The sequence below is a fragment of the Pseudomonas sp. SWRI18 genome (genome assembly GCF_014268345.1).
Lineage (GTDB): Bacteria > Pseudomonadota > Gammaproteobacteria > Pseudomonadales > Pseudomonadaceae > Aquipseudomonas > Aquipseudomonas cedrina.
Genome location: NZ_JACCQQ010000014.1, coordinates 47060 through 60396, shown reverse-complemented (window position 1 = coordinate 60396; position 13337 = coordinate 47060). Strand labels below are relative to the sequence as shown.

The 13337-nt window shown below is 58.6% G+C and carries 14 protein-coding genes; 6 read left to right on the top strand and 8 right to left on the bottom strand.

Translation table 11 applies throughout. The features are described from left to right. The first annotated feature begins 69 nt into the window (after window positions 1–69). Entirely contained in the window at window positions 70–408 is a 339-nt protein-coding gene (grxD, locus tag H0Z09_RS16605) for a Grx4 family monothiol glutaredoxin (protein WP_076951407.1), read from the top strand. Window positions 409–477: 69 nt separating this feature from the next. Here grxD and bfr read toward each other — a convergent pair whose 3' ends face one another. Together bfr and H0Z09_RS16595 are read right to left on the bottom strand one after the other, a co-directional pair. Then, complete coding sequence (bfr, locus tag H0Z09_RS16600; RefSeq protein ID WP_186691494.1) at window positions 478–948, bottom strand: bacterioferritin; 471 nt, start codon at window positions 946–948, stop codon at window positions 478–480. 200 nt (window positions 949–1148) lie between these two features. Next, window positions 1149–1367, bottom strand: coding sequence for a bacterioferritin-associated ferredoxin (locus tag H0Z09_RS16595; protein ID WP_017526354.1), 219 nt, complete (start codon window positions 1365–1367; stop codon window positions 1149–1151). Window positions 1368–1609: 242 nt separating this feature from the next. Between H0Z09_RS16595 and H0Z09_RS16590 the strand changes: the two genes are divergently transcribed. Further along, window positions 1610–2212: a peroxiredoxin gene (locus H0Z09_RS16590; RefSeq protein WP_186691493.1), complete on the top strand. Its 603-nt coding sequence runs from the start codon at window positions 1610–1612 to the stop codon at window positions 2210–2212. Window positions 2213–2270: 58 nt separating this feature from the next. Here H0Z09_RS16590 and rnt read toward each other — a convergent pair whose 3' ends face one another. Further along, complete coding sequence (rnt, locus tag H0Z09_RS16585) at window positions 2271–2942, bottom strand: ribonuclease T (RefSeq protein ID WP_186691492.1); 672 nt, start codon at window positions 2940–2942, stop codon at window positions 2271–2273. Then, entirely contained in the window at window positions 2939–3985 is a 1047-nt protein-coding gene (pyrC, locus tag H0Z09_RS16580; RefSeq protein ID WP_186691491.1) for a dihydroorotase, read from the bottom strand. Before pyrC ends, rnt begins: the two co-directional genes overlap by 4 nt. Window positions 3986–4141: 156 nt before the next feature. Between pyrC and H0Z09_RS16575 the strand changes: the two genes are divergently transcribed. The 3 genes from H0Z09_RS16575 (at window position 4142) to H0Z09_RS16565 (ending at window position 7647) form a co-directional block, all read left to right on the top strand. After that, window positions 4142–5050 carry an OmpA family protein gene (locus H0Z09_RS16575; RefSeq protein ID WP_186691490.1) on the top strand — a complete coding sequence of 303 codons (909 nt, stop codon included), beginning with the start codon at window positions 4142–4144 and terminating at the stop codon, window positions 5048–5050. Between the two features lie 129 nt (window positions 5051–5179). Further along, complete coding sequence (locus tag H0Z09_RS16570) at window positions 5180–6397, top strand: argininosuccinate synthase (protein WP_012722490.1); 1218 nt, start codon at window positions 5180–5182, stop codon at window positions 6395–6397. Between the two features lie 617 nt (window positions 6398–7014). Beyond that, window positions 7015–7647 carry a response regulator transcription factor gene (locus tag H0Z09_RS16565; RefSeq protein ID WP_010212736.1) on the top strand — a complete coding sequence of 211 codons (633 nt, stop codon included), beginning with the start codon at window positions 7015–7017 and terminating at the stop codon, window positions 7645–7647. A gap of 85 nt (window positions 7648–7732) precedes the next feature. Here H0Z09_RS16565 and H0Z09_RS16560 read toward each other — a convergent pair whose 3' ends face one another. From H0Z09_RS16560 to metG, 4 genes are all read right to left on the bottom strand, one after another. Next, entirely contained in the window at window positions 7733–7915 is a 183-nt protein-coding gene (locus tag H0Z09_RS16560) for a hypothetical protein (protein ID WP_076951412.1), read from the bottom strand. A gap of 107 nt (window positions 7916–8022) precedes the next feature. Beyond that, window positions 8023–8661: an endonuclease III gene (nth, locus tag H0Z09_RS16555; protein ID WP_186691489.1), complete on the bottom strand. Its 639-nt coding sequence runs from the start codon at window positions 8659–8661 to the stop codon at window positions 8023–8025. A 44-nt stretch (window positions 8662–8705) separates the two neighbouring features. Then, the gene (gene rsxB, locus H0Z09_RS16550) at window positions 8706–9686 is read right to left on the bottom strand and encodes an electron transport complex subunit RsxB (protein ID WP_186691488.1); all 981 of its coding nucleotides are present in this window, start codon (window positions 9684–9686) and stop codon (window positions 8706–8708) included. 121 nt (window positions 9687–9807) lie between these two features. After that, on the bottom strand, window positions 9808–11859 hold the full coding sequence (metG, locus tag H0Z09_RS16545; protein ID WP_186691487.1) for a methionine--tRNA ligase: 2052 nt from the start codon (window positions 11857–11859) through the stop codon (window positions 9808–9810). Window positions 11860–12030: 171 nt separating this feature from the next. On the opposite strand from metG, the gene apbC reads away from it, so the two are divergent. Next, entirely contained in the window at window positions 12031–13125 is a 1095-nt protein-coding gene (gene apbC, locus H0Z09_RS16540) for an iron-sulfur cluster carrier protein ApbC (RefSeq protein WP_076951416.1), read from the top strand. Window positions 13126–13337: the final 212 nt, after the last annotated feature.

Here is a 13337-nt window from a genome sequence, read left to right as displayed (position 1 = left end):
CTGGAATTTTGCGTTACAATGCGCCACCGTGCCGACCTGTGAGTCGCAAAGTTCCAGCCGAGGTGTTCCATGGATATCATCGAAACGATCAAAGAGCAGATTGCCAACAACACCATTCTGCTTTACATGAAGGGCGCGCCAAACGCTCCTCAGTGCGGTTTCTCCGCGAAGGCTTCCCAGGCTGTGATGCAGTGTGGCGAGAAGTTCGCTTACGTGGATATTCTGCAAAACCCTGAAATCCGCGCCAATCTGCCGAAGTACGCCAACTGGCCAACGTTCCCGCAGCTGTGGGTAGCGGGCGAGCTGGTCGGCGGTAGCGACATCATCACTGAAATGGCCGCTGATGGTTCGTTGCAGGCGCTGATCAAAGATGCAGCGGTGAAAGCGGCAGCCAAGACTGACGCGTGATCCGAGTGCAATAAAAAGCCCCGCTTCTCGTAAGAGAGCGGGGCTTTTTTATAGCCGCCGGGCTATGGGTTATTCACCCATTTGCGATTGCAAGTAATTTTCCAGGCTGACCTTGTCGATCAGGCCCAGTTGGGTTTCGAGCCAGTCGATATGTTCTTCTTGGTCTTCCAGGATATCTTCCAGCAGCTCACGGCTGCCAAAGTCACCCTGTGCTTCGCAGTGAGCGATAGCGGCCTTGAGATCGCTGTGGCTCTTGCGCTCAAAACCCAAGTCGCTGCTGATCATTTCCTGGGTGTGTTCGCCGATGTTCAGCTTGCCCAGGTCCTGCACATTTGGCAGGCCTTCCAGGAACAGGATGCGCTTGATCAGCGCGTCAGCATCCTTCATGGCCTTGATGGATTCTTTGTATTCGCGCTTGCCGAGCTTTTCCAGGCCCCAATCGTCGTACATGCGTGCATGCAGAAAGTACTGATTGATCGCGACCAGTTCATTGGCAAGGATTTTGTTGAGTTGCTGGATGACTGAGATGTCGCCTTTCATGACTGGGGTCCTGCCCTGTAATCGCTGTGTATAAGGCGGAGTTTGAGCGGCGAAATCCTTAGTGTCAAACCTAAGTGATTGAATAATAAATGAAAATTAATCGGAATAAGAATGTTTGTGTTCCGCGTCTTGGCGCTAACTAATTGAATTTCAGGCATAAAAAAACCGGACACCCAGTCCGGTTCTTTAAAACACCCCCATCAGGCGTGCGTAAATTCTGTTGAATAGGGGAGCGCGGCCTGGGCTGTCTGCAGCTGCGTCAGGGTTTCCCGTACCACTTGTTTGGCCAGGCAAGCACATTTACCGCACTGGCTGGCAACGCCGGTGGTTTCACGTACTTCCTTGTAGCTGCAGCAACCTTCGTAGATTGCTTCGCGGATTTGTCCGTCGGTGACGCCGGTACACAGGCACACATACATAGGGAGAACCGTCGCGGTTTAAGGCTTAAGTGCGATGGATCTTAATGTTAACGAGAATGATTGTCAAAGTAGATTCGCAAGGTAATGGCTGGCACCGCGCCCGCACTGACGAACGGTTTTTTCAGTGTATGATGGTCGATCTTCACGAAGCGTGACTGCGTCACAGGGCTGTCGCTTATAAACGGCAGACTCGAGGCCGGTCCTTTTACTTCAATCGTCACCCTTGCATCAGGAGATACCCAATGAGCGTACTCGTCGGCAAACAAGCCCCGGATTTCGATGTACCCGCCGTTCTCGGCAATGGCGAAATCGTTGACAGCTTCAAACTGTCCGAAGCCATCAAAGGCAAATACGGCCTGGTGTTCTTCTACCCGCTGGACTTCACCTTCGTCTGCCCTTCGGAGCTGATCGCTCTGGACCACCGCATGGACGATTTCAAGGCGCGCAACGTTGAAGTGGTGGCCGTTTCCATCGACTCCCATTTCACCCATAACGCCTGGCGCAACACCGCCATCAATGATGGCGGCATCGGCAAAGTCAAATACACCATGGCGGCCGACATGAAGCACGACATCGCCAAGGCCTACGACGTTGAGTCCGAAGGCGGCGTGGCTTTCCGTGGCGCGTTCCTGATCGACGACAAGGGCGTGGTTCGCTCCCAGATCATCAACGACCTGCCACTGGGTCGTAACATAGAAGAGCTGATCCGTCTGGTCGACGCCCTGCAATTCCACGAAGAGCACGGCGAAGTCTGCCCTGCCAACTGGAAAAAAGGCGACAAGGGCATGACCGCTTCCACCGAAGGTGTTGCGGCTTACCTGACCGAGAACGCCGGCAAGCTGTAAGCTGGATTCGAGGCATAAAAAAACCCGGCGCCGAGCCGGGTTTTTTATGCCTTGGATTTCAGTCGTTGAAATCTTCCCAGCCGCCCATCTGCTTCCAGCGATTGACGATGCCGCAGAACAGTTCGGCGGTCTTCTCGGTGTCGTAGCGGGCCGAGTGGGCTTCACGACCGTCGAAGTCGATCCCGGCCGCCTGGCAGGCTTTCGCCAGCACGGTCTGGCCATACGCCAGGCCGGCGAGGGTGGCGGTGTCGAAGCTGGAGAACGGATGAAACGGGTTGCGCTTCATGTCCAGCCGCGCCACGGCGGCATTCAGGAAGCCCAGGTCGAAACTGCTGTTGTGGCCGACCAGGATCGCACGTTTGCAGCCATTGGCCTTCAACGCCTTGCGCACGCCACGGAAGATATCGGTCAGCGCCGCTTCTTCACTCACCGCCATGCGCAGGGGGTGATCGAGCTTGATCCCGGTGAACTCCAGGGCGGCCGCTTCGACGTTGGCGCCTTCGAACGGCTCGACGCGGAAGAAGTGGGTGTGTTCCGGGAACACGAAACCTTGTTCGTCCATGCCGATGGTGGTCGCGGCGATTTCCAGCAGCGCGTCGGTGGCACAATTGAAACCACCGGTTTCTACGTCGATGACAACCGGCAGATAACCGCGAAATCGCTCGGCCATCGGGTGACGGGAACCGCCACCGTTATGCTCTTGTTCGTCGTCGTAATGGTCTTCACTCACTTGCTTTCCTCCAGCAGGCGCCAGCGCAGTGTTTCACCGGCGCGCAGCGGGATAACGGTCAGCTCGCCAAAGGGCAGGCTGGCGGGGGCGGTCCAGTCTTTACGAACCAGGGTGATGCGGTCGGTATTCGTCGGCAGGCCATAGAAACGCGGGCCGTTGAGGCTGGCGAAACCCTCGAGCTTGTCCAGGGCGTTGCGCTGTTCGAACGCTTCGGCATACAGCTCGATCGCCGCAAAGGCGGTGTAGCAGCCGGCGCAGCCACACGCGGCTTCCTTGGCGTGTTGGGCGTGGGGCGCGGAGTCGGTGCCGAGGAAGAATTTCGGATTGCCGCTGGTCGCGGCCTCCAGCAACGCCACCTGGTGGGTGTTGCGCTTAAGGATTGGCAGGCAATAAAAGTGCGGCCGAATCCCGCCCACCAGCATGTGGTTGCGGTTGTACAACAGGTGATGCGCGGTGATGGTCGCACCGACGTTGGCCGAGGCCTCGGTCACGAACTGCACGGCATCGGCCGTGGTGATGTGCTCGAATACCACCTTGAGGGTCGGGAACAACTCGACCAACCGGCGCATATGTTCGTCGATGAAAAGCTTCTCGCGATCGAACACGTCGACATCGCCACGGGTGACTTCACCGTGGATCAGCAGCGGCATGCCGACGTCGGCCATGGCTTCGATGGCCGGCAGGATCTTGTCGATACTGGTCACGCCGGAGTCGGAGTTGGTGGTCGCGCCGGCCGGGTACAGCTTGGCGGCATGCACGAAGCCGCTGGCCTTGGCCTCGCGAATCTCCGAAGGCTGGGTGCGGTCGGTGAGGTAGAGCACCATCAGCGGTTCGAAGCGGCTGCCGGCCGGTCGTGCAGCGAGGATCCGCTGGCGATAGGCATCGGCTTGCTCGGCGTTACGCACCGGAGGTACCAGGTTTGGCATGATGATGGCGCGGCCAAAGGTGCGCGCGACATCGGCCACGGTGTGGGGTAACGCAGCACCATCGCGAAGATGAATATGCCAGTCGTCGGGACGCAGCAGGGTCAGGCGGTCGGACATTGGGGATTCCAGGCGGGTCAATCTGGTGGGAATGCTACCGGAAAAGACTCTTGCAGGCACTCGCTATCAAGTTTTGCAGGATACGACCGATAGCAGGGGGTATGCCTTATCGATGTATGACGCTTTGAAGTGTTGTAGCAACCAGTGGAGCCTCCCGTGCGCCAGCATTATCTAGCCCTGCTCAGTGTGTTCGCCAGCCTGCCTGCGATGGCCCTCACGTTCCAGACACGTCTGGAGAATATTGAGTGGAAGGTGGAAGGCGACCAGTTCGAGTGCCGCCTGACCCAGCCGATCACCGACTTCGGTTCGGGTGAGTTCGTGCGCCGGGCCGGTGAGCAGGCGACGTTTCGTCTCAAAGCCTATAACGGCTCGCTGGGTACAGGCTCGGCCACCTTGCTGGCCGCCGCCGCCCCTTGGCAGCCGGGCCGAGGAGATATCAACCTCGGCGCCGTGCGCGCCGGCAGTGGCGACGTCTTGTTCAACAGCTCCCAGGCCCAGGCCGGGCGGCTGTTCATGGGGCTGTTGGAAGGGCGTAGCCCAACCGTCCGACACTACGGGCGTGAAGGGGGCTACTCGGAAATCCGCCTGTTGCCGGTCAAATTCAACAAGGCTTACAACGACTACCAACTGTGCACCACCAAGCTGCTGCCGATGAATTATGACCAGGTCAAACAGACCGAGGTCGGTTTCCCGGGGGGCGGTATCGAGCTGGACGCCGCAGCCAAGAAGAAACTGGATGTGATCGTGGCGTTCATGAAAGCCGATCCCACCGTCAACCATATCGAACTCAATGGCCATTCAGACAATAGCGGCAACCGCCTGAGCAACCGCGATGTCTCGCGTCGCCGTGCGTTGGCGGTGATGGACTACTTCAAGGCCAACGGCATCCAGGAATCCCAGGTCACCCTGCGCTTTCATGGCGAGAGCTATCCGCTGGCGCCCAACACCAACGCGGCCAACCGGGCGCGCAACCGTCGCGTCAACATTCAGCTTGAACGCGTGGCAGCCCCCGAGAAACCGGCGCCCCAGGCTGCCGGCCCAAGCAACCCCGCGCACACGTCATAACCGGCGCGCACCGGTCGCTCGCTTGACATAATCTGTCGCTTTATCTTCATTTGCTGTCGCGCCTCTGTAAATTCACGGTTTTGGTCGGTAGAATCGACGGCTTTCCGTACAACCCCGTGGAGTGATGGCATGGCCGACGTAAACAAGGTCGTTCTCGCGTATTCCGGCGGCCTGGACACTTCGGTGATCCTCAAGTGGCTGCAGGATACTTATAACTGTGAAGTGGTGACCTTCACCGCTGACCTGGGTCAGGGCGAAGAGGTCGAACCTGCACGTGCCAAGGCGCAAGCCATGGGCGTGAAAGAGATCTACATTGACGACCTGCGCGAAGAATTCGTCCGCGATTTCGTTTTCCCGATGTTTCGCGCCAACACCGTCTACGAAGGCGAGTACCTGCTGGGTACCTCCATCGCACGCCCGCTGATCGCCAAGCGCCTGATCGAAATCGCCAACGAAACCGGCGCCGACGCCATTTCTCATGGCGCCACCGGCAAGGGCAACGACCAGGTGCGTTTCGAACTGGGTGCCTACGCGCTCAAACCGGGCGTGAAAGTGATTGCCCCCTGGCGTGAGTGGGACCTGCTGTCCCGTGAAAAGCTGATGGACTACGCTGAAAAGCACGCCATCCCGATCGAGCGCCACGGCAAGAAGAAGTCTCCGTACTCGATGGACGCCAACTTGCTGCACATCTCCTATGAAGGCGGCGTGCTGGAAGACACCTGGACCGAGCACGAAGAAGACATGTGGAAATGGACCGTCTCCCCGGAGAACGCTCCCGACAAGCCGCAGTACCTTGAACTGACCTACCGCAACGGTGACATCGTCGCGCTGGATGGCGTCGAAATGACCCCGGCCACCGTGCTTGCGACCCTGAACCGCATTGGTGGCGAACACGGTATCGGCCGTCTCGACATCGTCGAGAACCGTTACGTGGGCATGAAGTCCCGTGGCTGCTACGAGACTCCAGGCGGCACCATCATGCTGCGCGCCCACCGCGCAATCGAGTCCATCACCCTGGACCGCGAAGTGGCTCACCTCAAGGATGAGCTGATGCCCAAGTACGCCAGCCTGATCTACACCGGCTACTGGTGGAGCCCTGAGCGTCTGATGCTGCAACAGATGATCGACGCCTCTCAGGCTCACGTGAACGGCGTTGTGCGGCTCAAGCTGTACAAGGGCAATGTGATCGTGACCGGTCGCAAGTCCGATGACTCGCTGTTCGATGCCAACATCGCCACCTTCGAAGAAGACGGCGGCGCCTACAACCAGGCGGACGCAGCAGGCTTTATCAAGTTGAACGCGTTGCGCATGCGCATCGCGGCCAACAAAGGCCGTTCGTTGTTCTAAGTTTCAGCCTGCGGCAAAGAATGGCCCCTTTTCGAAGGGGCCTTTTTTTTGCACGGTTTTCAGCGGTTAGCGATGTTTATTGCGCTTAAACATGCGTTGATGTTTTTTCAAGACCTTATCAACAGCTGGATTTGAATGAATTGTCGATGAAAGTTTGTAGGGAGAATGAATTTTTTACATCTATGTAGGAACTGGTCTTACAGAAAATTCACTCATGCAAGTGCAGCGAATATATAAATAGCTGAACCGTCTGTAGGAATTAAGGATGTAAGTGAATATGTTTAATGGAACTGAAACAAACGGATTTCCCTTATCGGTTTTCTCGGCCGGACACCTGAGGCAAGGGGCATTTCCTGAGAGTTATGTGCGGCACGTTTACCCAGCCCCTCCTGTGCCTGGGATATTTCACTCAAAATATGTAAGCCCCCGGAAAGGTCTGAAAGGATCCATAAAAAGGAATACTTCCGGGATGGCGTTTTTTTGTAGGGCATTTCCTTTATCGCTGTGGGGTGGGTCTCTGCTTGCTGTTGCTTGGGGGGGAACGCTATGCCAACTAGGAAACGACTAGGCTATTGTGCTTGCTCTAAATAATTCGAACAGCGAAATTGGACTTTCTCATGAATAAAGTGCTGATCGTGGATGATCATCCCGTCATTCGTCTTGCTGTGCGTATGCTAATGGAACGTCATGGTTATGAGGTCGTTGCCGAGACCGATAACGGTGTCGATGCGTTGCAACTTGCACGGGAGCATATGCCGGACATTGTCATACTGGATATCGGGATTCCCAAACTTGATGGCCTGGAAGTTATTTGCCGGCTGTCTTCCACCAAACAACCCGCGCCGTTCAAGGTGCTGGTGCTTACCTCCCAGGCGCCTGGCCATTTTTCCATGCGTTGCATGCAGGCGGGCGCGGCGGGCTACGTGTGCAAGCAACAGGACCTGACCGAGCTGCTGAGCGCGATCAAGGCCGTCCTGTCGGGGTACAGCTACTTCCCGAACCAGGCGCTCAATTCGGTACGCTCCACCATGGGCAATGCCAGTGAGGCCGATATGGTCGAGCGTCTATCGGGTCGGGAAATGATGGTATTGCAGCAATTGGCTCGGGGCAGGACCAACAAGGAGATTGCCGACGGCATGTTCCTCAGCAACAAGACCGTCAGTACCTACAAGACGCGCCTGCTGCTCAAGCTCAACGCCCGCTCTCTCGTAGACCTTATCGAGTTGGCCCAGCGTAACGGCTTGGTATAGACGAGGCACTGCACCCGCGCAATGCCTGCATGACCGGCAGAAAAAAGCCTCCGTGAGGGAGGCTTCCGGCCGTCGACCACTCGAATCAGAGATCGAAGTCGTAATCGGCCAGTTGTTTTTGCAAGCGTCGTTCTTCCAGCAGATTGTCGATGGTGCGGCGTTTGCTCAGATTGGTCTTGGCGACCTCTACCACGGGGGCCTCGACCACATCGTCGTCCGACTCGACGAGGTCGTCTTCCACTTCCAGTTGTTCCTTGCCAGTGCTCATAAGGTTCACTCCGGGCTAAGACTGCCGTTGGCGCCCCTTATAACGATAATCCATGGTCTGGTAAAAAAGATTTTTTCAATCGGTAGATCGAAAAAACCAATGGTTCCTCAATCGTCGGAGGTCTTGTCCTTGTATTCGCACAGATCTTCGATGCGACAGCTGTCGCAACGCGGCTTGCGTGCCTGGCAAACGTAGCGCCCGTGAAGAATCAGCCAGTGGTGGGAATCGAGCAGGTAGGGCTTGGGTACGAACTTCATCAGCTGCTTTTCCACCTCTACCACGTTCTTGCCACGGGCAATGCCGGTGCGGTTGCTTACCCGGAAGATGTGGGTGTCCACGGCCATGGTCAATTGCCGGAACGCGGTGTTGAGCACCACGTTGGCGGTTTTACGTCCAACGCCCGGCAGCGCTTCCAGGGCTTCACGGGTTTGCGGCACCTCGCTGCCATGCAGTTCGATCAGCAGACGACAGGTTTCGATAACGTTCTTGGCCTTGCTGTTATACAGGCCGATGGTCTTGATATATTCCGACAGCCCTTCCACACCCAGGGCATAGATTGCCTCGGGCGTGTTCGCCACCGGATACAGCTTCGCCGTGGCCTTGTTGACGCCGACGTCTGTGGACTGGGCCGAGAGGATCACCGCAATCAGCAACTCGAACGGCGAGGAATAGGCCAGTTCGGTCTTGGGTTCCGGATTGTCTTCGTGAAACCTGCGGAAAATTTCCAGGCGTTTTGCGGCGTTCATCGGGCGGTCGGTTCCTTGCACAAGCGGTCAGCTTGAATGCGAATTCAGCGGGTATTCAGGGTTGTGGAGTCATGGGCATCGACCAGGCGCAGGGCTTCGTCAAGCCTGTGTTGCGCTTGCGCCAATTGCTGCGGGGCGGCCTGTTGATCCTGGGCTTTTTTCAGTTCGGCTCGGCGCATCGCCAACTGGATTTTTGCGCGCTTGAGGTCGGCGCTGGTACCGGGCGACAGCGGTACTGCCGGTGCGCTGTTCACTTCCAGCGCCGCCAGCGCCTGCTCCGCTGCCTCGAATAGTTGTTGCAGTAGGATTAATTGCGACTGTTGCTCGAAAGTCGGTGGATGCCCAAACGCTTTCAGTGACTTGTGCAATTGCGCACGGCTCATTGCCACAGTGACCTTGGCTTTTTTGACTGCTGCATCCTGGTCCGCTTGCGCCGCGTCCAGGTGCATCGGCGCCGCCGGCACCGAACGTTTGGCGCGGGCCAGGCGTTCGGCGAGTTTGTGCGCGTCTTCACGCTGCAGGCGCGCGTTGCGCTGCTCGAAACGCCGCCGTGCACGGTCGCGCTTGACGCCACGCTCATGGCGCTCGCGGTCGTTGCTCGCCAGGCCGCCGACGACCGGGACAATAGTCGCCAGTGGGCGCATCTCTATGCAGTCCACCGGGCAGGGCGCTACGCACAGGTCGCAGCCGGTGCACTCGTCGATGATCACCGTGTGCATCAACTTGGCGGCACCGACGATGGCATCCACCGGGCACGCCTGGATGCACTTGGTGCAGCCGATGCATTCGGCTTCACGAATATAGGCCACCTGCGCGGGCGCTTCGCCACGGGACGTGTCCAACTCAAGCACCGGCAGGCGCAGCAGTTGCGCCAGGCTGGCGATGGTTTCCTGCCCGCCGGGCGGGCATTTGTTGATGGCCTCGCCTTGGGCAATGCCTTCGGCGTATGGCTTGCAGCCCGGGTGCCCGCACTTGCCGCACTGGGTCTGCGGCAGGAGCGCGTCGATGCGTTGAATCAGGTTCATGAAGTGATCATGGCATGCCGGTTAAATAAACAGGGCCTAAAGGTGGCGAGCGGGGTTCTTGTGGCAAGCGGTCTTCTGTGGCAAGCCCGCTCGCCACAACCACAACCACAGACCTTGCAGGTTACTTGATACGTTGACCCGGCTTGGCGCCGCTGTCAGGGCTCAGCAGGTAGATCTCTTCGCCGCCCGGCCCGGCCGCCATGACCATGCCTTCGGAAATACCGAATTTCATTTTCCGTGGCTTGAGGTTGGCGATCATCATGGTCAGGCGACCATCGAGCTTGGACGGGTCCGGGTAAGCGCTCTTGATCCCGGAGAACACGTTGCGTTGCTCATCACCGATGTCGAGTGTCAGGCGCAGCAACTTGTCGGCGCCCTCGACGGCTTCGGCCTTGACGATCAGCGCCACGCGCAGGTCCACGGCGGCAAACGCATCAAAGTCGATCTCCGGGGAGATCGGATCCTTGGCCAGCTCACCATTGCCCGCCGGCGCAGCCGAGCCGGTATCGGTCTGGCTGGCGACCAGGTCTTCTTTCGAAGCGTCGGTCATGGCCTGGACTTTTACCGGGTCGATACGGGTCATCAGCGGCTTGAACGCGTTCAGCTGATGGTTGCCGAGCAAGGTGGTGTGATCGTTCCAGGTCAGCGGTGCAACATTGAGGAATGCCTCGGCATCGGCGGCCAGCAACGGCAGTACCGGCTTGAGAAAGATCACCAATTGACGGAACAGGTTGATACCCGTGGCGCAGATCGCCTGCACTTCGTCCTGCTTGCCTTCCTGCTTGTTCAGCGACCACGGGGCCTTGTCGGCGATCCAGGCGTTGGCGCGGTCGGCCAGGCCCATGATCTCGCGCATGGCGCGGGCGAAGTCGCGGGCTTCATAGGCGTCTGCGATGCTTGGCGCGGCGGCCAGGAAAGCGTCGGTCAGTTCCGGCGCGGCGTTTTCGGCCACCAGTACACCGGCGTTGCCCTTGTGGATAAACCCGGCGCAACGGCTGGCGATGTTGACGACTTTGCCGACCAGGTCCGAGTTGACCTTCTGTACGAAGTCGTCCAGGTTCAGGTCGAGGTCGTCGACGCCACGGCCCAGCTTGGAGGCGTAGTAATAGCGCAGGTATTCCGGCGACAGGTGGTCCAGGTAAGTACGCGCCTTGATAAAGGTGCCACGGGACTTGGACATTTTCTGGCCATTGACCGTCAGGTAACCGTGCACGGCGATGGCGGTTGGCTTGCGGTAGCCCGAACCTTCGAGCATCGCCGGCCAGAATAGGGCGTGGAAGTTGACGATGTCCTTGCCGATGAAGTGATACAGCTCGGCGCTGGAGTCTTTGCCCCAGAACGCGTCGAAGTCCAGGTCCGGCGTGCGATCGCACAGATTCTTGAAGCTGGCCATGTAGCCGATCGGCGCATCCAGCCACACATAGAAATACTTGCCAGGCTCGCCCGGAATCTCGAAGCCGAAATATGGCGCATCACGGGAGATGTCCCACTGCTGCAGGCCACTGTCGAGCCATTCGGCGAGTTTGTTGGCCACGGCGTCCTGCAAGGTGCCGCTGCGCGTCCAGGTTTGCAGCATCTGCTGGAAATCCGGGAGCTTGAAGAAGAAGTGCTGCGAGTCCTTGAGCACCGGAGTGGCGCCGGAGATCGCCGACTTCGGGTCCTTCAAGTCGGTCGGTGCGTAGGTCGCGCCGCACTTTTCGCAGTTGTCGCCATACTGGTCTTCGGTGCCGCATTTGGGGCAGGTGCCCTTGATGAAGCGGTCGGCCAGGAACATCTTCTTTTCCGGGTCGAAATACTGGGTGACCGAACGCTGGTCAATGTGCCCGGCTTCTTTCAACCGCAGGTAGATCTGGCTCGACAGCTCGCGGTTTTCGTCGGAGTGGGTGGAGTGGAAGTTGTCGAACTCCACCAGGAACTCGGCAAAGTCGGCGCTGTGTTCAGCCTGCACATTGGCGATCAGTTGTTCCGGGGTGATGCCTTCCTTTTCGGCGCGCAACATGATGGCCGAACCGTGTGCGTCGTCCGCGCAGACATAAATGCATTGATTGCCGCGATGCTTCTGGAAGCGCACCCACATATCGGTCTGGATGTACTCAAGCATATGGCCAAGATGGATGGAACCATTGGCATAGGGCAGGGCGCTGGTGACGAGGATCTTGCGTGGCTCGGACATGGGGCTCGGCTACTTGATGAAACGGAGGTCGGCCACTATAAAGCGCCAGCGGATATATTTCACCCCGTGGCGCTGTTTCCGAATCTTCCGAACCTGCGAAAGCATGCCTTTGGACCGCTGGAACGGTTAGGATAGCCGCCTGTTTCAGTCAGTCTTTTTCGGGAGTAGCCCATGAGCGCCGTCACTCGCGCAGCGGTGGAAGCCGTTCTTCGCCAATACACCGACCCTTATTTGAACCAGGACCCGGTCAGTGCCGGCTGTGTGCGCGCCATCGAAGTCCAGGGCGACCAGGTCTCGGTCCAGCTGGAGCTGGGCTACGCCGCCGGTCTGTTCAAGAACGGTTGGGCGCAGATGCTGCAAATGGCCATCGAAGGCCTCGACGGCGTCGGGGCGGCCAAGGTCGACATCCACTGCGTGATCGCCGCGCACAAGGCCCAGGCGCAGATCCCTGGCCTGGCCAACGTCAAGAACGTGGTGGCGGTTGCGTCCGGCAAGGGCGGCGTCGGCAAGTCCACCACCGCGGCCAACCTGGCCCTGGCCCTGGCCCGCGAGGGCGCGCGCGTGGGCATTCTTGACGCCGATATCTACGGCCCGAGCCAAGGCGTGATGTTCGGCATCGCCGAAGGCACACGGCCGAAGATCAAGGACCAGAAGTGGTTCGTGCCTATCGAGTCCCTGGGCGTGGAAGTGATGTCGATGGCCTTCCTCACCGATGAAAACACGCCGATGGTCTGGCGCGGGCCGATGGTTTCCGGCGCCTTGCTGCAACTGGTTACCCAGACCGCCTGGGGCGACCTGGATTACCTGGTGATCGACATGCCGCCGGGCACCGGTGATATCCAGCTGACCCTGGCGCAGAAAGTCCCGGTGGCCGGCTCGGTGATCGTGACCACACCGCAGGACCTGGCACTGCTCGACGCCAAAAAAGGCGTGGAGATGTTCCGCAAGGTCAACATCCCCGTGCTGGGCGTGGTCGAGAACATGGCGGTGCACATCTGCTCCAATTGCGGGCATGCCGAGCATCTGTTCGGCGAGGGCGGCGGCGAAAAGCTGGCGACCCAATACGGTGTGGAGGTGTTGGCGTCTTTACCGTTGTCGATGTCGATTCGTGAGCAGGCCGACAGCGGCAAGCCGACCGTGGCGGCAGAGCCCGATGGTCAGATCGCCATGGTATACCAGGAACTGGCTCGCCACGTGGGCGCGCGGATCGTACTTCAGGAAGCTGCCGCCCCGGCAATGCCGACCATTACTGTCAGCGACGACTGAGGGCCGCGCAGGGAAAACGCCTCGACTAAGTCGGGGCTTTTCCATGCCTGGAATACGGCCAAAGGGCAGGCGTGACGCGATTGCGCAGTTAGTCGTGTAAGCATTCGCTTACTTTATCGTAAGCGATCGGTTTTTTTATCCGCCAGGGACGTCCCGATTTATTGGGAGGGTTTTCTATCCTATTGAAATATAACAATTAATTAATGCGCTTT

Bases quoted from the DNA above. Each gene is read 5' to 3' on its own strand.
- grxD (WP_076951407.1), top strand. From the start codon at position 70: ATGGATATCATCGAAACGATCAAAGAGCAGATTGCCAACAACACCATT.
- bfr (WP_186691494.1), bottom strand. From the start codon at position 948: ATGAAAGGCGACATCTCAGTCATCCAGCAACTCAACAAAATCCTTGCC.
- H0Z09_RS16595 (WP_017526354.1), bottom strand. From the start codon at position 1,367: ATGTATGTGTGCCTGTGTACCGGCGTCACCGACGGACAAATCCGCGAA.
- H0Z09_RS16590 (WP_186691493.1), top strand. From the start codon at position 1,610: ATGAGCGTACTCGTCGGCAAACAAGCCCCGGATTTCGATGTACCCGCC.
- pyrC (WP_186691491.1), bottom strand. From the start codon at position 3,985: ATGTCCGACCGCCTGACCCTGCTGCGTCCCGACGACTGGCATATTCAT.
- H0Z09_RS16570 (WP_012722490.1), top strand. From the start codon at position 5,180: ATGGCCGACGTAAACAAGGTCGTTCTCGCGTATTCCGGCGGCCTGGAC.
- H0Z09_RS16565 (WP_010212736.1), top strand. From the start codon at position 7,015: ATGAATAAAGTGCTGATCGTGGATGATCATCCCGTCATTCGTCTTGCT.
- H0Z09_RS16560 (WP_076951412.1), bottom strand. From the start codon at position 7,915: ATGAGCACTGGCAAGGAACAACTGGAAGTGGAAGACGACCTCGTCGAG.
- nth (WP_186691489.1), bottom strand. From the start codon at position 8,661: ATGAACGCCGCAAAACGCCTGGAAATTTTCCGCAGGTTTCACGAAGAC.
- rsxB (WP_186691488.1), bottom strand. From the start codon at position 9,686: ATGAACCTGATTCAACGCATCGACGCGCTCCTGCCGCAGACCCAGTGC.
- metG (WP_186691487.1), bottom strand. From the start codon at position 11,859: ATGTCCGAGCCACGCAAGATCCTCGTCACCAGCGCCCTGCCCTATGCC.
- apbC (WP_076951416.1), top strand. From the start codon at position 12,031: ATGAGCGCCGTCACTCGCGCAGCGGTGGAAGCCGTTCTTCGCCAATAC.